The following is a 20,295-nucleotide window of genomic DNA, read 5'->3' as shown; positions in this document are numbered from 1 at the left end:
TCTACACCGATTTGAACCGCGACTGGCTGGCGCTGACCCAGCCCGAAAGCCGGGCCCGGATGGCGTTTTTCCACGAGTGGTACCCCAACGTGATGATAGACTTTCACGAAATGGGCACCAACGGCACGTACTATTTCGAGCCGTCCAAGCCCTTCAGTACCGAAAACGACCTGATTCCCCGGGCTACCTACGAAGTGCTCAACGTGCATCTGGCCAAGTACTTTGCCAAGGCTCTGGACAACCTGGGCTCTTTGTACTGGACCAAGGAGCAGTTCGACAACCTGTCACCCATCTACGGCTCGACTTATCCCGATTTTCAGGGCGGCGTGGGCATCACCTTCGAAGTAGGCAGCTCCCGGGGCCTGGCCCAGGAAGGCACCAACGGCGTGGTTACGTTCCCCTTTACCATCCGCAACCACGTGGCTACCGGCCTGGCTACGGTGCGGGGCGCCGTAGAGGAAAAAGAGCTGTATCTGAAGCACCAGCGCGAGTTTTTTGCCTCGGCCCTCACCGACGCCCGCAAGTTTCCGACCAAGGCCTACGTCTTCGGCAACGCCCAGGATGAAACGCTGACCAACAAGTTTCTAAACCTGCTGCTCCAACACAAAATCGAGGTGCACGAGCTGGGCAAAACCGTCACGCTCGACAAGCAGCAATTTGAAAAGGGCAAGGCCTACGTGGTACCCACCGCCCAGCCCCAGTACCGCATCGTCAACTCCCTGTTTGAGGAGCTGACCACCTTTCACGACAGTGTGTTCTACGACGTAACCGGCTGGAGCCAGGCCCACGCCTACGGCCTGGCGGTGGCCAAGCAAAAGAATACCAGCTTAGTACAAGGTGCCCCGGTGCAGGCCGTCAAAACCCTGAACGGCACCGTGCGCGGGGGCCAAAGCAGCTACGCCTACCTGCTGTCCTGGTCCGACTACAATGCCCCGCGCAGCCTCACCGCGTTGCAGCGGGCCGGCTTAGTAGCCAAAGTCAGCTTTAAACCCTTCAGCGCCGGCACTGCTCAAAGCTCCACCGACTTCGGCTACGGCACGCTCGTCATTCCCGTAGCGGCCCAGAAGCTGCCCGCCGATTCAGTGTTTCAGATTGTGAGCCGCATCAGCCGCCAGAACCAGGTCACCTTTACCAGCGTCGGCACGGGCTTCAGCGCTAAGGGTATTGACCTGGGTTCCAACAACGTGCGCACGGCCCCCGAAACCAAGGCGGCCATTCTGGTGGGGCAGGGCACCAACTCCTCGGAAGTAGGCGAGGCGTGGTTTGTAGCCAGCCAGCAGCTGGGTGTACCCTTGAGCCGGATTGAGGTCGGCAACTTCGGCCGGGCCCCGCTGGGACGCTACTCCAGCATTGTGCTGGTGGGCGGCTCGTACTCGGCTCTGGATAAGGCTGCTGTGGCCAAGCTGCGGCAGTGGGTGCAGGATGGCGGTACGCTCATTACCCTGAAAAACGCCTCGGAGTGGGCCATCAGGCAGGGCATCGTCAAGGAGAAACTGCTGATTCCGGCCAACGGCGGCTGGGCCGATACCACCGCCACGACCAGCGCGAAAGGCAAAGCGGGTGCTCCTGGCCGCGCCGATTTCGTGCAGCAGGAGCAGGAGGGCACCCGGGCCATTGCCGGCTCCATCTACTCGGCCGACATCGACATTACTAACCCCATCGGCTTCGGTTTGACCAGCCGCCGGCTCTACGTTTTCCGCAACGGCACCACCTTTCTCAAGCCTAGCCGAAACCCCTACGCCACCGTGGCCCAGTACACGGCCCAGCCCCTGGTAAGCGGCTACGTGTCGAAGGGCAACCTGAAGCAAATCAGCAGCTCGGCGGCCGTGGTAGTGAGCAAGGTAGGTTCGGGCCGCGTCGTGCTTTTCGCCGATGACCCCAACTTCCGCCACTACTGGCACGGCACGTCCCGGCTGTTTGCCAACGCCCTGCTGCTCGGGCCGCTCCTGAACCTGCCCGAAGGCCCCGCGGCTATTTCGGCCGAGGAAGAGCAGGAGTAGGCCGGCACAAAAAGAACGCCATGCTGAGCTTGTCGAAGCATCTCTCCCGCAGCAGTAATCAAATTACTTTAGCAGTAGAGATGCTTCGACAAGCTCAGCATGACGTGTTATAAGCGCTACAAGTACTCCAAATAGAAGTACAACTAATAGCCAGGTTTCAGCACCTGGCTTGGCAATCGGAGCCAGCTTTTACCACCAGTTCTCACTGCCGTACTGCCAGAACCAGGCCGTCAGCGTCCAGAGGCCCCAAACGAGAGCTGCCAGAAAGATAAAAAAGCCAATGAGCACTACCGTAAGCAGGCCCCGGCCGCTGCCCTGATGCTTGCCCTCGGCGTAGTGGGCCCGCAGCAAAGCTACGTTCCGGTCGTTGCTTTTGTAGGCGAAATCGAAGATGTTGCCCAAGATAGGAATGGCGCCTATAATGGTGTCGAGCAGGATGTTGAGCACCATGCGCACCACCAGCGCCCCGCTGGCTCCGTGCCGCATCATGGTCATTACCAGCACACTTGATACGGCCAAGGTCGGCAGCCCGCCCACCACGGGCAATAGCCCCAGGATGGGGTCCAGGCCGAAGCGGAAGTTGGTGCCTGGGAGCTTAAACTGGCTGTCGAGCAGGCGGGCCACGCGCTCCACCCAGCGCAGCCGCTCGTCCTGGTCGAAGGTGGGGAAGAAGGCGGAATGCTAGGACGGGTCGGGGCAGCCATGGCGAAGGGTTTTCTGCCTTTAACGCACAAGCAGCCAAAATGGCGAAGTCAAATCCTGGCGCGCAGCCAATCAAACCCGCGACTCGTAGGTTATACCTGCTCGATACTTTCTAACCACAACCACACACTACATGGAAACTCGCAATTTGGGCCAGCAGGGCCTGCGCGTCTCGGACCTGGGCCTGGGCTGTATGGGCATGTCCGACTTCTACGGCCAGCGCGACGACGCCGAAAGCACCCGCACTCTGCACCGGGCTCAGGAGCTGGGCGTCACTTTTTTCGACACGGCCGATATGTACGGCCCTTACCTCAACGAAGAACTCGTTGGCCGCGCCTTCCAGGGCCGGCGGCAGCAAATTGTGCTGGCTACCAAGTTTGGCATTCAGCGCGACCCCAACGACCCGGCCAAGCGCGGGGTCAACGGCCGACCTGAGTACGTGCGCCAGGCCTGCGAAGGCAGCCTCAAGCGCCTGGGCACTGATTATATCGACCTTTACTACCAGCACCGCGTCGACCCTAACACGCCCATTGAGGAAACCGTAGGCGCCATGAGCCGCTTGGTGGAAGAAGGCAAAGTGCGCTTTCTGGGCCTTTCCGAAGCTGCTGCCGACACCGTGCGCCGGGCCAATGCCGTGCACCCGATTTCGGCTTTACAAACCGAGTATTCGCTTTGGAGCCGGGACCCGGAAGATGAGATTCTGCCCACGGTGAAGGAGCTAGGCATCGGCTTTGTGCCCTACAGTCCGCTGGGCCGGGGCTTCCTTACCGGTCAGATTCAGAAGTTCGAAGACCTCGACCAGGACGATTACCGCCGCCACACGCCGCGTTTTCAAGGAGAGAATTTTCAGAAAAACCTGGACCTCGTAGCCCGCATTAAAGACCTGGCGGGCCAGAAAGGCTGCTCGGCCAGTCAACTGGCCCTGGCCTGGGTACTGGCCCAGGGGCAGGATGTCGTCCCAATCCCGGGTACCAAGCGCATCAGCTATCTGGAAGAAAATCTGGGAGCCCTGCAGGTGCAGCTCTCGTCGGAAGAGCTTCGCCAACTCGATGAAATTGCGCCCAAAGGCGTGGCAGCCGGCCAGCGCTACCCCGAGCAGATGATGCGCAGCGTAAACGGGTAAGCCCAACAGCGCCTCGCCGCACATTGAAAAGAGCCTCCTGTTACCGGGAGGCTCTTTTTGTTTGCCCCACTTGGAAGGATGATGGGAGTACGAAGGTCCGGTAAAAGAAGCGGTGCGACGGCGGCTTTTTAGTTTTAGTATATTGAATATCTAATATTAAATGTGCGGATTTATTTTCACGGCCTCTTTTTTATAAGACATTTTATATAATATATTTAAACCGTTACATAGAAATAATTTAAAACCCAACTATATGCTAGCTGCAGATTTGTGGATTGCAATAAGTAGCTCTGTAGCACTTAGAAATATTTTCCCTATTCATTGAATTTCGCCTGCGTTACAGTCATATTTTTAATGATATATCAACTAATTTAATAGTTCCTATAATCCTCGATAAACCACTGCTCGCATCTAGCGTATCGTTTGCTGTCACTCACCCTTCTCCTATTCCCAACCTTTACATCGCTGTACTTAGTATGACGCAATCCTTTACCCTACGCCGGGGGTCCTGGCATTTTTGTGCGCATCGGCGCTGACCGCTTGCGAAACCACCTTAGAAGACGCTGCACCTCTGGGCGCCTCCAGCAGCCAGAATGGTAAAGCCAGAGACGAGGAAGAGCGCACCTTCGGTCCGGCCGACTTTGCTGGCCCGGCCGGCGGAAGCAACACGCTCGATCTGACGGGCCCGATGTCGTTTGGCACCCCTTCGCCCGCCATTGCCGGCGCCGACTTGCAGCTGCACCTGGCCGGGCGTGAGGGCTTCGACCAGGTGTTTTCCCTCGAAGAGCTGGCCCCGCTCTGGAACAATGAAAGCTGCAGCGGATGCCACGTAAACGGCGGCCGTAGCAAGCTGGGTAGCAACCCGCTGATTCCGCAGCTGCTGTTCCGGGTGAGTATTCCCGGCACCAACCCCGACGGTGGTCCTAACCCCGTACCCGGCATCGGCGACCAGATCCAGCCTTTCATCGTGAAAGATGGGGTGAGAGTGGTAGGAGAGGAAGGCACGGTAAGCACCACGTACGTGGAAGAGTTGCGCGCCTTTGTCGATGGTCAGGCTTACAGCCTGCGCAAGCCTACCTACACGCCCTCGGTAAGCCTGCCGGCCGACGTAATGATTTCGCCGCGTATCGGGCAGCAGATGGCCGGTCTGGGCCTGCTGGAAGCTGTAGAAGCCAGGGATATTCTCGAACTGGCCGACCCCACTGACCGCAATAATGACGGTATTTCGGGCCGGCCCAACATGGTGTGGGATGTTGCCTTGCAAAAAGAAGTGCTGGGCCGTTTTGGCTGGAAGGCCAACCAGCCCAACCTGTTGCAGCAGGCCGCCGCGGCCTTCAATGGTGACTTGGGTATCACCAGCCCGCTTTTCCCCCTCGAGTCGAACGTGCCCGGTGGTGGCCGGAACAAGAGAGGTCCCGGCATTGCGATGACGACTTCCGGCTTGTCCAGCTTATCGACGGCAGCCGCCATCCTTAAGGATCCCAGCGCCTCTTCGACCGTCACCGATATTGATGTCGACAAGCTGTTTGCTACTGCCTTCTACACCGGTACGCTGGCTGTGCCGGCCGCCCGCAATGCCAACGACCCGCAGGTACTGCGCGGACAGGCGCTGTTCGTAGCGGCCAAATGCGCGGCCTGCCACCAGCCCGTGCTCGAAACGGTCGGCAATGCTCCTTTCGGCCTGGGCAACCAGAAAATACATCCCTACACCGACCTGCTGCTGCACGACATGGGTCCGGGCCTGGCTGATGGCCGCCCCGACTTTAAGGCTAGCGGCAGTGAATGGCGCACGGCTCCTCTCTGGGGCATCGGCCTGAGTGCCATTACTAGCCGGCACACCAACTACCTGCACGATGGTCGCGCCCGCAACGTGCTGGAAGCCATTATGTGGCATGGTGGCGAAGGCGACGCGTCGCGCCAGTATGTAGAAAAACTCTCGCAGACCGACCGCGACGCCCTGGTGGCGTTTGTCAATTCGCTGTAAACGTAGGCACCGTCCTCAAACTCTAAAAAAAGGCTGCCCCGAGTGGAGCAGCCTTTTTTAGGACTATTAAGCAACGGAAAGTGCCTTGCGGACCTATTTTAAATGAGTTTCTGCAGCCTGTAACGACTCTACCTTGTAACGATTTGCGGATGTTATGCCTTGAGCAGCTTAGAAAAGCGCGTAAGCAATAGGAAAAGGCCACAGCCACAGTTGAACAAAACAAAACGGCCTGCACTACGAGGTGCAGGCCGTTTTGAGCGTAAGAACAGGAAGCCGGATAAGGCAGCAGCATTACTGCTCACTACCGAACCCGCCAACCCTCATACGCTTACTTTTTGCGGATATCCCGCGGATTTCACCGAGGCCATAGGTGGAAGAGTGGATGTTCACATACATGCCATTCGAGAGCAGCTTGGTGGCCTGGTCTTTCGTAACGGGAACCGTTCCGGTGATGGGAGAAGCCGTTTTGGGCAGCGGTATGGCCACTTGGCCTTCTCCGGTGCCCGGACCACCTACGTGGATGTGCATACTCGTGGGAGTAATGCCCTGATAGGTAATCGTATACTTCATCTGATCGGTGCTGCTGTCGTAGGTGCCGGCGAAAGTGCCCGTAGCAGTTGAGTTGTTTGTAGGTACCTGCTGAGCGCTGTTGATGGTAGCAACCAGCTCGGTGGTAGTAACTGGAGCAGGAGTTTGATCCTCCTCTTTTTCGCTGCAAGCAGTCATAAAGCTGGCGGCGGCCATTGCTAAGTAGATGTAGGAATGCTTCATGTGGTAATGGAGAGTGAATGTAAAAGAGAGGTTCCTTTACTAAAAGTACATAATAGAGTTACAATTGTTTATAGATATTCTTGTTTAAATTAAGTTATTTCTATGTTCCATAGTAAGCCAAAAAGCGTGATAGTTTTTAATTAAATCGTTAATAGTCAAACTAATGAGATCAGTGGTCTAAAATTTCAATGGGATATCATGAGGTTGATAAAAGAAATGCTTTGTGCTTTTAATTAAAATTAATATGAAAATAGTAATAAAATATTTTCTTGATCCCGCTGCTTTTGAATCTGCGTCCGTAAATTTCCTATGCTCAACGCCTTATGCACCAAGCTCCTGGTTAAAGAACCAGTGCCCCTTACTGGCGGTTGGCTTTCATTTTCGGAAAACCGGTGCAAGGACGGGTTATGGCGCTACTCTGTATAGCCTACCTTTTCACCGGCGGTAACAGGTCGATTAAGCCGTCTTCACTTACTACCACGGCCAGGCAGGCGTAGCGGCTGCTTTCCACGTAGCGCACGGCCGAGTTGTAGCGGGAGCCGCGGGAAGAATCGCCCTTCTCGGTGGCCAGGCCGTCGAGAATAGCTCCGATGGCGTAGCACACGCCAGTTGGATCAATAAAAACCGCACCGTCGATGTTGGTGACCAGGCGCAAAACCGAAGGCGTCATGATGCGGGGCGTTACGCGGAAGCACTGCCGGGTAAGGCGCACGGCTTCTTGAGCGGCACCCTCGGATATAACCAGAATGGTGCCGTTGGTTTGCTTGGTGGCGTTCTGGGTAAGCTCCCAGAGGTAAGAAATACCGGGTTCATCTACCTGGGGAAAGACGCGGTGCACGGCCCGGGCAAAGTTTTCGGCATCTACCCGGCCCTGGGGCAGGCGGGGCGTATTGGACACCACTTTCATCATCACATGACCCGCGTGGCTGAGCTCCCAGCTGTAGTGCTTGGTAAAATGCACCGTGAATAAGGGCTCGTAATGCGGGTCGCTGGGTTCTACCACGTGGCCTAGGCCAAATACGTCGGAAGCGTCGGTAATCAGGGAGGTGCGGCCTTCGCTGATTTCCAGAAGCTTGCGAATCGAGCGGTGGTCGCGCAGGGGGATAGGTGTTTCCAGGGTCAGCACGGGCACCACGGCCGGATGGTGGCGGCGGGCCACCAGCATGGTGCCCACGCCTTCGTCGCCCTCGTGGCGCAGGGCCGCCACGCCATTGCAGGCATCGTAGAGGCCGTGACTACCAGCGGCGGCGCGGAGCATAAACCGGCGCCCGGCGGCGCGCAGCACTTCGTTGTAGTCGCGGTCGAGCACGGGGCGGTCCTCGTCCGTATCCGACTCGCGCAGGGCCCGGGAGCAGTCCTGCAGAAACTCATACACGGCCGCGTTGAGCAGGGAAGGGGAGCGGGTGCCGCGCTGCTGCACGGGCAGGGAGTAGTAGCTATGGTAAGCTTCGCTGGAAAGCTGCAGCACCACTACCACCAAATAGCCGTGCAAGCTCACCGGCAGGGAGCAGAAGCTGATCCGGTCTTCCCCCCGCTCTTCTGTCAGGTCGGTCAGGATATGCAAAGCTGAGCGGCGCATCAAATCGTACCAGCGCAGCTTTTCGTAGCGGTCCTGGTCGGAAGAATACAAGTGGTACACCACGTCGCGGGGACCATCGGGCTCCAAGGCGGCGGCCTGGGCTTTTACTTCGGCAAAATCGGCCGGAGAGTAGCGGTGGTTGGCAGGCTCAATGACAACAGCCTGAGGCTCGTCCGTTTCGCGGGCCGAGGCAAGGCCAAGCAGAAAAACTTCGGGTTTTAGGTTGCGGTCAAGCAGATTGAAAATGCCGTCGGCGAAGAGTTGAGCCGTAACACGGAATAGGCTTTGATGGTCCCACATGGGCATTCAGGGGCGGGCAAACGAACGAGAGGAAGGGGCGTACTGCGGAAGGTACGGGAAAACAGGCGGGAAGGTGGTATTTGCCCGGCTTAGATTCTACGCGAGCCGGCCAACATCCGGGCCGTCGGGCGGTTACAGTGCTGCAAAAGCTGCGCTTTTCTTTGCCAATGGCCGGGAAGAAGCGTAACTTAGGTTACTGTTGCCTGGTGCCCCCGGCTCTTCTTCTGTCAGCATTTAGCGGCTCCCGTTATGTTTATTGATATACTGCTGGCGTTTTTCTGTGCCTTGTCCTTCCTGCCACTCACCACGGGCTACTGCGCCTACAGCTACGGCCGCTCGTTCTGGCTGTGGTTTGCCCTGGGCTGCGTGCTACCCATCGTGTCGTTTTTTATCCTGTTTGCCTTACTCTACCGCAAGGAAATGGACCGGGGAGAGCAGCTGCTGGCCGAAGCCAAAGCGTTGCTGGCCGCCGCCGAAGCCCGGGCCCGGGGCGTTGAAATTCCTGATCAGGACTAAGGATTTGCTCTACGCCGGGGCGCTGCTACCCAGCCACTGCTGCACTCCGCGTGCCACCCAGGCCCCGGTGCTCAGGCAACCCTGCAGCAGGTAGCCCCCGGTGGGGGCTTCCCAGTCCAGCATTTCGCCGGCCACAAATACGCCCGGCAGCCGCTGCAGCATCAGATGCTCGTCTACTTCCGGCCAGGCCACGCCGCCGGCGGTGGAAATGGCTTCGTCCAGGGGCGCAGGCCGGTGACGGGAATGGGCAGCCGCTGCAGCAGCGAGGCTAGGGCCGCCGGCGAAGTACCCGCCTCCGCCGGCGCCAGCTCCCGCAGCAGCGTGGGAACGGGCGGGCCCAGACGCAGCGTTTTTTCCAGGTAAACGGCCAATGACTTGCCATTGCGGGGCGCCTGCATCTTTTGCTGAAGCTGCTCGGCCGTTAGGTCCGGCTTGAGGTTGAGGAAGAGGTTGGCCGGTGCCGATGCCTGCAGGGCGGCGCGCAGAGGTGGTGTCAGAGCATAGACCGGGGTGCCCTCCACCCCGTACTCGGTGAGTAGCAACTCCCCGCGCACGGTTTGCCCGCCACATTCTAGGGCAATATTCTTCAGCGGCGCGCGGCCTACTTTGGCCCGGAAAAATTCCGACCAGGCTACTTCCGCGCCGCAGTTGGAGGGTGCAAACGGCACGGTTTCGACGCCCCAGGGCCTGAGCAGAGCGGGCCACTGCCCATCGGAGCCAGTTTTAGCCCAACTAGCCCCGCCCAGGGCCAGCACTGTGGCGGCAGGCTGCACCCTGAATTCCTGGCCAGTGGATTCGTCGCGCAGGCGCAGCGCCCGTTCGGGCGTAAAGCCCAGCCAGCGGTGGCGCACGTGCAGCTGCACGCCCAGCGTTTGCAAATGCTGTAACCAAGCCCGCAGCACCTGAGCCGGCTTGTGGGCTTCAAGGGGAAATATCCGGCCACTGGTGCCCACGAAGGTTTCGATGCCCAAACTGCTGAGCCACTGGCGCAGGTCGGTGGGCGTGAAGTGGTCTAGGAAGCGTCCGAATTCCGTCTGCCTGCTGCCATAGCGCTGGGTAAAAGTGGGTAGCGGCTCAGCATTAGTCAGGTTGAAGCCCCCGTGCCCGGCCACCAGAAACTTACGGCCTACGGTAGGCTGGGCTTCGAAAACGGTGACGGAGTAGCCGGCCTCGGCCAAGCGCTGGGCGGAAAGCAAGCCCGCTGGTCCGCCGCCGACCACAGCAATAAAAGGCGCAGTAGAAATAGGTGCCATGCAGCCGCAAGGTACAACGAGCAGCTGTGTGCTGCCCTAGTTCTGCTTGGCGAAGGGGCTACTTTCGGCCGAAGCAGCTAGCCAGGCTGACAGAAGCCCCACCAGATGGCCTGCCGAAGCGCCGTAAAGCTGAGCTGATTGCCCTACGTCAGGCGGCCGGCTCTTTGTGACCATTCTGCTCACCGGCGTCCTTATAATGGTTGGTTTGCTGTTCGCCTGCAAAGCACCTGATCTGGCGAGTACTAGCTAAATGCCTGTGACCTAAGGACTAAGTCCTTGCATGCAATGCGAAGCAATCCGTCCTCTGAAATGTGCTGAGTTTTCTAAAGTGAAAAGCCCTTTACTACCACATGGAGTAAAAGGCTTTCTAGTAAAAGGGCGTTGGTCACTAGCAGAGGACGGATTGCTTCGTCATGCTTCCTCGCAATGACACGCGTTGTGCATCAGGGTTTTAGACTGTGTTGAGCAGACTATGAGGCGACGTGACTGTTTATTCCGTTTCCTTCAGGAGCTGACGCCGGTAGCTGGCCAGGATGGCGGATTTCAGGATGAAGCCAATGTAGAGGCCGTTATTAACCACCGGGAGGGCCCAGGCGCCGAGCTGGTCCATGCAGCGTAGGATGTCGAGCATGGTGTCGTCGGGGTTGACGTAGGCCGGCGGGGGCGTCATCAGGTCGCGCACCCGGGTGGTGTTGTAGTGCTCGTCGTCGAAGAGGGCATCGCGCACGGTGTCGAGTGAGACAATGCCCACGAGCCGCCCACCATCGTCGACCACCGGAAACAGGTTGCGCGTGGCATGGCGGAATACCATTACCAGCTCACCCAGCGTGCTTTCGGGGCTGACGGGCAAAAAATCAGTGCTGACCAAGGACATCGGGTCGAGCTGGGCCAGCAGGCCCCGGTCGCGGTCGGCGTGCATATACACCCCGCGCGTGACCAGCTTGCGGGTATATACGGAGTAAGGCTCGAAGTAGCGCGTAATGAGGTAAGAGCTAGAGCACACTACCATCAGGGGCACAAACAGCGCGTAGCCGCCAGTAATTTCGGCAATAAGGAAGATGGCCGTAAGCGGAGCGTGAATAACGCCGGCCAGCGTGCCGGCCATGCCCAGCACCACAAAATGCACTTCCGAAATGGGGTAGATGCCACTCAGGTTGATCAGGCGGGCAGCAATAAAGCCAATCAGAGCACCGGCGAAGAGCGAGGAGCCGAACATGCCCCCGTTCCCGCCCGAGCCCACCGTAATGCAGGTCGCAAACACTTTGAGCAGCATACTGGCCACGGCTACCAGAAGAATCGTCCACACGTTCTCGTCGCGGTACACCGAAAACATGGACGCGTCGGTGAGCTGCTCGGGATGGCCGCTGAGTAGCAGCTGCACAGTATTGTAGCCTTCGCCGTAGAGGGGCGGGAAGATAAAGACCATGATGCCCAGGGCCAGGCCCCCGAGCAGCACTTTGCGAAAGACGCCCTTCTTGCGTTCGAAGTACTTGTCGGCCAGGAAGTAAATCCGGATCATGTACACCGAGAGCAGGGCCGTGAGCAAGCCCAGCAGGATGTAGAACGGGATGCCCTGCACGGGCCAGGTAGTCGTCACCAGCACGAAAGGCTGGCCTGCGTACAACGATTTGGACACGACTGTAGCCGTGGCCGAGGAGATGAGCAGGGGAATGAAAAACGGGGCCGAGAGTTCTGAGAGGATAACTTCCACAGCAAACAGCACCCCGGCAATGGGGCTGTTGAAGATGGCGGCCACGCCAGCTGCCGCGCCGCAGCCCACCAGCAGCCGTCTTTCGCGGCGGCCCACCCGCAGAATCCGGCCCAGGTTGGAACCCAGGGCCGAGCCCGTCACCGAAATCGGGGCTTCCAGACCGGCCGAGCCGCCGAAGGTCACGGTCAGGAAGGAGGTGACAAGCTGGGAGTAGAGCTTGCTGCGCGGCACGATGCTGCCCTGCCGGGCAATGTTGTAGATAATCGGGCCGATGCCACGGCTCAGGGAGCCACCGAGCACGTAGCGCGTGAAAAGCACCGTGAGGCCAATACCGATGATGGGGTAAAGGAACAGGGCAAACACCCGATCCTGCTCGGGCACCCAGGAATAGAGTAGCTCTTGGGCCTTCTGTACCGACGTTTTGAGGATTACCGCCGCCAGCCCCGCCAGACCGCCCACCAGCACGCTTACCAGAATCAGGTACACCCGGTCGTTGATGTGGCGTAAGCGCCACAGGAGCAGGGGGCTGAGGGTCCGGTGAAGTAAGGTTTTGGGCATCGGCAGGGAAGGCGGAGCGGAAGAAGGCCGAGCATGCCGCCGCTCAGCTGCAGTATCTCAACGCATGATAGTGAAAAACGGGTGTAGCCCGCCCGGCATTCCCCGAAAAAACTACTGCACCACGTTGGCTACGGTGTAGCCTTCCCGGGTCAGGCCGCCTTTAACACCGCGCATGAGCGCACTTTTCAGTTCCAGCGTACCGCGCCGGTAATCTTCGGAAAAGGTCCAAAAGTAGGCGCGCAGGTCGGCCGTGGTAGGCGTGGCTTTTTCCAGGATGACATAGGGCGTGTGCGGCTCTTTCTCGTCCACATCCTTATTGGAGCGCACGTAGTTGAGCAGCAAGTCACTGGCTTCCTGGCTAGAACCTTCGGCGCCGTATTCAATGGTGACCAGAAAGTCCTGGCGGATGTATCCGTCGCGGGTAAAGTTGATGAGGGGCTCCCGCAGCACCATGGCGTTGGGCAGAAAGATGTGCTTGCCGTCGAAGGTTTTAATCAGGGTGACGCGCAGGCTGAGGTCTTCCACCTTGCCCACCAGGTCTTTGATTTGCACCGTGTCGTGAATACGGAAGGGTCGGTTGAAGGCCAGCACCACCCCGGCCAGGAAGTTTTCAGCAATGTCCTTGAGCGCAAAGCCCACGATAAAAGCCGACAGGCCCGCCCCGGCTACCAGGCCACCCACAATGGCGTAGAGGCCCACAACTTCCATGGCCAGCACGGCGCCGGCCAGAATCAGGGCCCACTTGCTGAAGCGCGTCAGAAAGTCGGCCATCAGCGGGTCGTGGGCCTTGGCCCGCAGTTTGCCGCCAATTAGTCCACTCAGGCGGTTGGCCACAAAAATGGCCAGCACCAGCACGATAAAGGCAATAAGAAGCTTGGGAGAAATGTAGAGAAACTGTTGCCAGTAGGTGTTCAGAACGCGCTGCAGATCAGAAAACATGCTCTTGAGTTAAATTCACAATCCGGAATCGGCCCGGTCAAGGCCCGGGTCGGTTCCAAGCCCGCTTGTACGAGCACTGCCCGGGAGAAGATTCCCGCCTTCTTAAGCCGGGCGGTTCAGCAGCTGCCGGAAAAACAGCGTGCCGACGGCATAGGCCGCCACATCGAGCGGGTCGCCGAAAAAGCGGCCCGACAGCCAGGGCATGACCAGCTCAAACCAGACCGACACGTAAAGCAAGGCCCCAGCAGCCAGGAATCAGGCAGGGTAAAGGCCGGGGTGCGCTGCACCCAGCGCCGCTGCACGGCCAAGGCCAGGGTCAGAATGACGGGCATGGCCAGCAGGTCGGAAAAGTAAGAGGCTATGAGCGGCGGTACCGGCCAGTGCAGAAAGTGGCTGTTGGCGTAATAGAGCAGGTACAGGCCCAGGGGCAGCCAGAAAGCCGGGTTGCGCAGTTCGCGGGGCAGGGCCATTTAACCGGCCGCCAGCGTGAGAAACCACAGAATAAAGGAGATGGTAGCGGCAAACGCCACCTGCCCACTCCGGATGATCTGCTTGAAAAACCGCACCGCGCCCTTGTCCTCGGGCTTTATCTCAATGAGCATGAACTGCGGCAAGGGCTCATTGGCCTTGTCTTCGCGGGCTTGCTCGCTGCGGTTGCGCACCGGATCCAGCAGTTGCCCGCACCGCTGGCAGGTGTCGTCTACTTTCTGCTGCCACGGCGACCAGAAACCACAGTGGGGACATTTCTTGGAGGCGGAAAGCGGGGCAGCATCGTTCATGCGGCAAAGGTAGGCGACGGGCCATGAATATGTTCTGCCGGCGGGTCACACAATCATGTAGGCGGTCCGCTGCTACTGTTGCTGCTGTTGCTGCATTTCCAGGAAGCGGCGGTAGGAGTTCTGGGGCTGGGCCGCGTCTTTGACCTCGTAGCTGTAGCTGGGGGTGTGGTAGAGCTCGGGTTGGGGCTCGTCGGATTTGCCGTTCTCGATATGCACTGTCACGTCCAGCCGGTGCGAGCCGGTGCCTTTGTAGGTGCCTTTCACGGGGTACAATCCGAGAAATTACGGCCGATGGCCAGGCGCACGTGCCCGTCGTTGACGATGCAGTTGTTGGTCGGGTCCAGGCCCAGCCAGCCGTAGTCGGGTATGTAGGCCTCGACCCAGGCGTGGGTGGCCCCGGCCCCGCGCACGCCCTCGGTTTTGGGGCACACGTAGCCGCTCACGTAGCGGGCCGGAATGCCAAACATCCGCAGCATTTCCAGCAGAATGTGGGCAAAGTCCTGGCAGACACCGGCCTTGAGGCGCCAGATTTCCTCGGCCGGCGTTTCCACGTTGGTCACGCCCTGCTGGTAGTGGAAGTTGTCGAACACGTATTCGGAGAGTACCAGCGCGTTTTTCAGGGGCTTCTCGGCCAAGTTCACGTGCTGACTGAGCGTGGCTTTCATGTCGTGGCAGGAGGCCAAGGCTTCCTGGGTCAGAAAGTCGATAAAGCCGACCTCGTGCCGCAGCCCGCGCAGGTGTTGCCACTGCTGCTCGGCCGGCTGCTCGTCCATCGGAAACTGGATGGGATGGGTTACCACGTCCTTGGTGGAGGTAATCACGAGCACGGTATGGGGCTGCAGCACCGTGAAGACGCCCACTGTGTTACCGAAATAATCCACGAAGGTGTCGATGTTCGATTCCTGCACCAGGCCCGCATCGTGGGAAATGGTGATGTCGTGGCTTTCGACGTCGAGGCGCTCATCCTCCACGGGGTAGAGCATGATCTGGTTGGCGCAGTCGATGACCTCGGCCGCGTAGGTGTAGCGCGTAATGTGCTTGATGGTATAGGCAGGCATCCGAGGCAGAGTTAGCTTCGTCCGAAATAATATTTGCCAAAGGCGCCGGCTATGCCCAGCAGCTCCTGGCGGGTTTCCAGCAAAAACTCGTTGAGAGTTTCCGGGTTGGCGGCCTCCACGTGCCGGTACTTGACCAGGTTAGCCAGCCGTCCGATCAGGAAGTTCAGCTTCTCGTAGCTTTCGGGCAGACTGTTGGGCTGGAGCTGCTCAAAATAGCGACTCAGCTGGTTCAGGCACGCAATCAGGGAGTGGGTGTAGGTGCAGTTGTGCAGCACGAACTGCAGCACGCTGTCGGGCTTGAAGTGGCCGCGGTAGGTTTTCAGGTAGAGGTCGTGGCCAAACAGGGCGTGCAGCAGGTAGCGCAGCTCGGGCGCTTCGGGCGCGTACTGCAGCTCGGTGGCCACGCCGGCCCACTTCACGCGCAGGGTGTCGGTGGTTTGCAGGGCCCGTTCCAGCAGCTTGCCCAGGGCTAGGTAGCTGTAGCTTTCGTCGCGGGGCATGGCGCTTTTGATGGCCCCGGCAAACACCAGGCAGTTGCGCATCAGCCCGTCGATGGCCGAGAGCGGGTCGCCGTGGCGCAGCTGCTGGGCTACTTCGGCGTCGCGCATGGTGTGGTAAAAGTCGTTCAGGCACTGCCACACTTCCCGGGCAATGTGGTCCTGGGCAGCGCGGGCATTTTCGCGGGCCTGATACACGTTATTATACACCGAGGCTCCGTTTTCCCGATCCAGAATGAGGTGGTCGAGTACCCGGGTGGTGTCGCGCTCAGCGGCGGCTATGTCGTCCAGGCTCAGGTCGCCGTAGCTGTAAAGCAAGGGGCGCCAGCTGAAGTCCTGCAGGCTGTCCTGGGAGGCCTGGTAATGAGTACGGATAACCTGCAGCATGGCCTGGGTGCGTTCCATGTAGCGGGCCAGCCAGTAAATTGTATCAGCAACGCGGCTTAGCATCCGGGAAGAAAAGAAAGGGTGGGATAGGGAAGTAGGGAGGAAGAAAAAGGCGAAATGTCTACCGGAACCGGTGCAGCATTGGCGCTACTCGCCCAGCACCCAGGTGTCTTTGCTGCCGCCGCCCTGCGAGGAGTTTACTACCAGGGAGCCTTCCTGCAACGCCACGCGCGTGAGGCCGCCGGGCACGATGTCGATGCCGCCGGGGCCATAAAGGGCGTAGGGTCGCAGATCCACGCGGCGGGGCTGGAGCACGCCGTTCAGGTAGCAGGGCGTCGACGACAAACTGATGATGGGCTGGGCAATAAAGGAGCGGGGGTCATCCAGAATGGCCTGGCGGAAAGCCTGCATCTGCTCCTCGGTGGCGCTGCTGCCAATGAGCATGCCGTAGCCCCCGACTCGTTGGTACGCTTAATGACCATCTTGTCCATGCGCTCAAACACCATCTGGCGCTGGTCGGGGTTGCTCATCTGGTAGGTCGGCACCGTCTTGAGAATCGGCTCCTCGTTCAGGTAGTAGCGAATCATGTCGGGCACGTAGGAGTACACGGCCTTGTCGTCGGCCACGCCGTTGCCCATGGCATTGACGATGGCCACGTTGCCCTTGCGGTAAGCCGCATAGATGCCGGGCACGCCCAGGGCGCTGTCGGGCCGGAACACCAGTGGGTCCAGAAACTCGTCGTCCACGCGCCGGTAAATCACGTCCACCTGCTTCAGGCCCTTGGTGGTTTTCATGAACACGTGGTGGTTGTGCACAATCAGGTCCCGGCCTTCCACCAGCTCGATGCCCATGAGGCGGGCCAGGGTGGTGTGTTCAAAATAGGCCGAGTTGTAAATGCCCGGGGAGAGTAGCACCACCGTCGGGTCGCTGATGTGGCGGTTGCCCAGGGCCTGCAGGTTGCGCAGCAGCAGGTCGGGGTAGTCGCGCACGGGCAGCACGTTGTTCTTGGGCAGCAAGTCGGGGTAGATGCGCGAGGTAATGCTGCGGTTTTCGAGCATGTACGACACGCCCGAGGGGGTGCGCAGGTTGTCTTCCAGCACGTAGAACTGCCCGTCCGCGTCCCGGATCAGGTCCACGCCGGCCACGTGGGTGTAGATGTCGTAGGGCACCTGCACGTTCATCATCTCCCGCAGAAACTGGGGGCAGGAGTACACCAGGGCAGCCGGAATCAGCCCGTCCTTGATGATGAACTGCTGGTGGTACACGTCTTTGAGAAAGATGTTCAACGCCAGCAGCCGCTGCTTGATGCCGGCCTCAATGTGCTTCCACTCCTGGTGCTGAATGATGCGCGGAATGATGTCGAAGGGAAAGATTTTCTCAATGCCTTCTCCGCTGCTGTACACCGTAAAGGTGATGCCCTGGCTCATGAAGAGCTTTTTGGCCAGCTCATCCTTGCGGGTCATTTCCGAGCCCGGCAGGTTTTCGATGGCCGACACAAAGTGCTGGTATTCGGGCCGAATCTGGTTGGCGTGAAACATTTCGTCCCACACCCCGGGCTGTTCCTGGTAGGCGTGTAATAAGGAAGTTTCTTTCATTAGTCTACGGCAAGCGGGCGGCGCCAACACGGGGCCGGGAGCCAGGCTCCGGGCAATTACAACTGCCACTCCGCGGTAAGGCTGGTACTTACGTACGAATTTTGGGTAATGTTGTACTTTTATAATAATGGCAATGGTTTTGCTGCTTGGCCCCTCATTCTCAATCCGTAAGTTTACGTTGGGTAAAAGGCCAGTTACTAGAAAGTCGCTGCTATGGTTGAGCTTATGGTAAACCGGCTAGCTGGGCAGTAAGGGCGTTTTGGACTGGTCGGGTCGGCTGGGCTGCGTCAGGGTGTAGGCGGGGTAGCACCGTCGAGGACGTAGGCAGGGTGGCTAGGGATTGTGTGGTATAAAATGTAATTATAGCAAGTTTTTTATTATCAAAAGCTTCTGTATGAGCCGGGAAGCGGTAGGGTAGTCAGCAAACCCCAACCAATCAGACAGTCGCCCGTTCGAAGTAGGCAACTTACTCTTGCATTCCTGTCCGCTATGAAACTCTTTAAGTGCACCCACTGCCAGCAACTCGTCTATTTTGAAAACGACCGGTGCGAGCAGTGCCAGTACCCGCTGGGCTTCGATCCGACCCAGTTGCGCATCGTGGCCCTGCAGGAGCACGCGGACCAGTCCTTTCAGCAAGTCGGCAACCCGCAGCAACAGCAGCAAACCTACCGCTACTGCGCCAACCACGCCGAGCAGGCCTGCAACTGGCTGGTGCCCGCGGCCAGCCCCGAGGAATTCTGCCGGGCCTGCGCCCTGAACAGCACCATTCCCAAGCTCAGCAAGCCCGAGCACCGACAGCGGTGGCTGACCCTGGAAAAGGCTAAGCACCGGCTGGTGTATACTCTGCTCCGCCTGGGCCTGCCGCTGGTCAGCAAAACGGAAAACCCCGATACCGGCCTGGCCTTCGACTTCTTAGCCGACAAGCCGGAAGAAGGCGGCCAGAAGGTAATGACCGGGCACGACAACGGGTTGATTACCATCAACATTGCCGAGGCCGACGATATAGAGCGCGAAATGGCCCGCAAGGCTATGCACGAAGTGTACCGCACCGTGCTGGGCCATTTTCGCCACGAAGTAGGCCACTACTATTGGGACCGGCTCGTGGACAATACGGCCTGGCTGGAGGAGTTTCGGCAACTCTTTGGCGACGACCGGCAGGACTATGGCGAAGCGCTGAAGGTGCACTACGACCAAGGCGCGCCCACCGACTGGCAGGAGCACTTCATCAGCGAGTATGCCACTACCCACCCCTGGGAAGACTGGGCCGAAACCTGGGCGCACTACCTGCATATTGTGGATACGCTGGAAACGGCGCACGCCTTCGGCCTGGAAATAAACCCCGGCGTGGCGCCGGCCAGTGCCCAGATGAGCGCCGACATCTGCCTGGACCCTTACCACCTCGACAAGCTCGACACGATACTGGATTTGTGGGTGCCGCTCACCTTTGCCCTGAACAGCCTGAACCGCAGTATGGGCCTGCCCGACCCGTACCCCTTTATCATTAACCCCGATGTGCGCCGCAAGCTCGACTTTGTGCACCGGGTCTGCCATCAGCCCCAGCTTTCCCCGGTTCAGCCTACTTTGCAGTAAAAATTGCTGCTATGACTATTGCTCAGTGCCGGGGAGCCTTGCTCGGATTAGCCGTGGGGGATGCTTTGGGCGTGCCCGTAGAATTTGAAGGCCGCAGTCGGCGCCGCCTCGACCCGGTGGTCAGCATGCGGGCCTATGGCACGCATAACCAGCCCGTCGGCACCTGGTCGGATGATGCCTCCCTAACGTTCTGCCTGGCGGCTTCCCTGACCCACGTGGGAGCCTATGCCATCGACGTGCAGGACCTGAGCCGCCGCTTTATCAACTGGCTGGATATGGGCTACTGGACGCCCCACGGCCAGGTGTTCGATGTAGGTATAGCTACGCGCGAGGCTATTTTTCGCCTGCGGGAAGGCATAGCTCCCGAAAAGGCCGGTGGCACCCGGGAGTTTGATAATGGCAACGGGGCCTTAATGCGCATTTTGCCCCTGGTGTTTCATCCGCTCTGGCAGCAAGCCGACGCCGCCGAGCGGCAGCGCCTTACGCACCGCGTGTGCAGCCTCACCCACGGCCATTACCGCTCCACGCTGGGCTGCTACCTCTACCTGGAAATGGCCTGGGGGCTGTTACAGGGCCTAAGTCCGGCCCAGGCGCACCAGCGGCTGCTACGGGAGGTACCCTTGGGCCTGCTGCCTAAGCTGGCCAAGGAAGTAGACCGCTACGCCCGAGTGCTCGATGAGCAGTTGGCTTTGATTCCGGAAGCTGACATCCAGTCGTCGGGCTACGTGGTGCACACGCTGGAGGCGGGGCTGTGGTGCTTGTTGCGCGGGAAGTCGTATGCGGATACGGTACTTACGGCTGTCAACCTCGGCGACGATGCCGACACGACGGGGGCCGTAGCTGGTGGGTTGGCCGGGCTGTATTTTGGCGCCGACCAAATCCCGGCTGAGTGGCGACAGGGGCTGGTGCAGCGAGCCGAAATCGAGGCCCTGGCTGACCGGCTGCTTTTTTAA

The 20,295-nt window shown here is 59.3% G+C and carries 16 protein-coding genes and 3 pseudogenes; 6 read left to right on the top strand and 13 right to left on the bottom strand.

Features of this window, described 5'->3' with window-relative positions; translation table 11 throughout:
• The first annotated feature begins 11 nt into the window (after positions 1 to 11).
• Positions 12 to 2,000: a M14 family metallopeptidase gene (locus tag MUN79_RS21540; protein WP_244674618.1), complete on the top strand. Its 1,989-nt coding sequence runs from the start codon at positions 12 to 14 to the stop codon at positions 1,998 to 2,000.
• 189 nt (positions 2,001 to 2,189) lie between these two features.
• On the opposite strand, the gene MUN79_RS21535 is transcribed toward MUN79_RS21540, so the two are convergent.
• Complete coding sequence (locus MUN79_RS21535) at positions 2,190 to 2,633, bottom strand: DUF4112 domain-containing protein (RefSeq protein ID WP_244674617.1); 444 nt, start codon at positions 2,631 to 2,633, stop codon at positions 2,190 to 2,192.
• A gap of 202 nt (positions 2,634 to 2,835) precedes the next feature.
• Here MUN79_RS21535 and MUN79_RS21530 point away from each other — a divergent pair, with 202 nt between their 5' ends.
• Together MUN79_RS21530 and MUN79_RS21525 are read left to right on the top strand one after the other, a co-directional pair.
• Entirely contained in the window at positions 2,836 to 3,825 is a 990-nt protein-coding gene (locus MUN79_RS21530) for an aldo/keto reductase (RefSeq protein ID WP_244674616.1), read from the top strand.
• Positions 3,826 to 4,342: 517 nt separating this feature from the next.
• Complete coding sequence (locus MUN79_RS21525; protein WP_244674615.1) at positions 4,343 to 5,809, top strand: di-heme oxidoreductase family protein; 1,467 nt, start codon at positions 4,343 to 4,345, stop codon at positions 5,807 to 5,809.
• A 291-nt stretch (positions 5,810 to 6,100) separates the two neighbouring features.
• On the opposite strand, the gene MUN79_RS21520 is transcribed toward MUN79_RS21525, so the two are convergent.
• Positions 6,101 to 6,580, bottom strand: coding sequence for a CHRD domain-containing protein (locus tag MUN79_RS21520; protein WP_244674614.1), 480 nt, complete (start codon positions 6,578 to 6,580; stop codon positions 6,101 to 6,103).
• Between the two features lie 427 nt (positions 6,581 to 7,007).
• Positions 7,008 to 8,459, bottom strand: coding sequence for a diadenylate cyclase (locus tag MUN79_RS21515; protein WP_244674613.1), 1,452 nt, complete (start codon positions 8,457 to 8,459; stop codon positions 7,008 to 7,010).
• 249 nt (positions 8,460 to 8,708) lie between these two features.
• Here MUN79_RS21515 and MUN79_RS21510 point away from each other — a divergent pair, with 249 nt between their 5' ends.
• Positions 8,709 to 8,975: a hypothetical protein gene (locus tag MUN79_RS21510; protein ID WP_244674612.1), complete on the top strand. Its 267-nt coding sequence runs from the start codon at positions 8,709 to 8,711 to the stop codon at positions 8,973 to 8,975.
• 9 nt (positions 8,976 to 8,984) lie between these two features.
• On the opposite strand, the pseudogene MUN79_RS30275 reads toward MUN79_RS21510, so the two are convergent.
• The 10 genes and pseudogenes from MUN79_RS30275 to MUN79_RS21465 form a co-directional block, all read right to left on the bottom strand.
• Positions 8,985 to 9,278, bottom strand: a pseudogene (locus MUN79_RS30275) (NAD(P)/FAD-dependent oxidoreductase); the annotation flags it as partial.
• Positions 9,203 to 10,228: pseudogene (locus MUN79_RS21505) on the bottom strand (TIGR03862 family flavoprotein); the annotation flags it as partial. The pseudogenes MUN79_RS30275 and MUN79_RS21505, both read right to left, overlap by 76 nt.
• A gap of 490 nt (positions 10,229 to 10,718) precedes the next feature.
• Positions 10,719 to 12,497, bottom strand: a complete 1,779-nt coding sequence (locus tag MUN79_RS21500) for a chloride channel protein (protein WP_244674611.1) — start codon at positions 12,495 to 12,497, stop codon at positions 10,719 to 10,721.
• Between the two features lie 111 nt (positions 12,498 to 12,608).
• Positions 12,609 to 13,436 (bottom strand): mechanosensitive ion channel family protein, encoded by an 828-nt coding sequence (locus MUN79_RS21495; protein ID WP_244674610.1) that lies wholly within the window; start codon positions 13,434 to 13,436, stop codon positions 12,609 to 12,611.
• Positions 13,437 to 13,552: 116 nt separating this feature from the next.
• Positions 13,553 to 13,906: a hypothetical protein gene (locus MUN79_RS21490; protein WP_244674609.1), complete on the bottom strand. Its 354-nt coding sequence runs from the start codon at positions 13,904 to 13,906 to the stop codon at positions 13,553 to 13,555.
• On the bottom strand, positions 13,907 to 14,215 hold the full coding sequence (locus MUN79_RS21485) for a hypothetical protein (RefSeq protein ID WP_244674608.1): 309 nt from the start codon (positions 14,213 to 14,215) through the stop codon (positions 13,907 to 13,909).
• 72 nt (positions 14,216 to 14,287) lie between these two features.
• Entirely contained in the window at positions 14,288 to 14,479 is a 192-nt protein-coding gene (locus MUN79_RS21480; RefSeq protein ID WP_244674607.1) for a hypothetical protein, read from the bottom strand.
• The gene (locus MUN79_RS21475) at positions 14,476 to 15,273 is read right to left on the bottom strand and encodes a transglutaminase family protein (RefSeq protein WP_244674606.1); all 798 of its coding nucleotides are present in this window, start codon (positions 15,271 to 15,273) and stop codon (positions 14,476 to 14,478) included. Before MUN79_RS21475 ends, MUN79_RS21480 begins: the two co-directional genes overlap by 4 nt.
• Before the next feature lie 11 nt (positions 15,274 to 15,284).
• Complete coding sequence (locus tag MUN79_RS21470; protein ID WP_244674605.1) at positions 15,285 to 16,220, bottom strand: alpha-E domain-containing protein; 936 nt, start codon at positions 16,218 to 16,220, stop codon at positions 15,285 to 15,287.
• Positions 16,221 to 16,304: 84 nt separating this feature from the next.
• Positions 16,305 to 17,584, bottom strand: a pseudogene (locus MUN79_RS21465) (circularly permuted type 2 ATP-grasp protein).
• 657 nt (positions 17,585 to 18,241) lie between these two features.
• Here MUN79_RS21465 and MUN79_RS21460 point away from each other — a divergent pair.
• Positions 18,242 to 19,342 (top strand): zinc-binding metallopeptidase family protein, encoded by a 1,101-nt coding sequence (locus MUN79_RS21460; protein WP_244674604.1) that lies wholly within the window; start codon positions 18,242 to 18,244, stop codon positions 19,340 to 19,342.
• Between the two features lie 11 nt (positions 19,343 to 19,353).
• Complete coding sequence (locus tag MUN79_RS21455) at positions 19,354 to 20,295, top strand: ADP-ribosylglycohydrolase family protein (RefSeq protein ID WP_244674603.1); 942 nt, start codon at positions 19,354 to 19,356, stop codon at positions 20,293 to 20,295.

This window comes from Hymenobacter cellulosilyticus (genome assembly GCF_022919215.1).
Lineage (GTDB): Bacteria > Bacteroidota > Bacteroidia > Cytophagales > Hymenobacteraceae > Hymenobacter > Hymenobacter cellulosilyticus.
The sequence above is the reverse complement of the archived record's forward strand: the minus strand, read 5'-3'. Positions and strand labels throughout refer to the sequence as shown.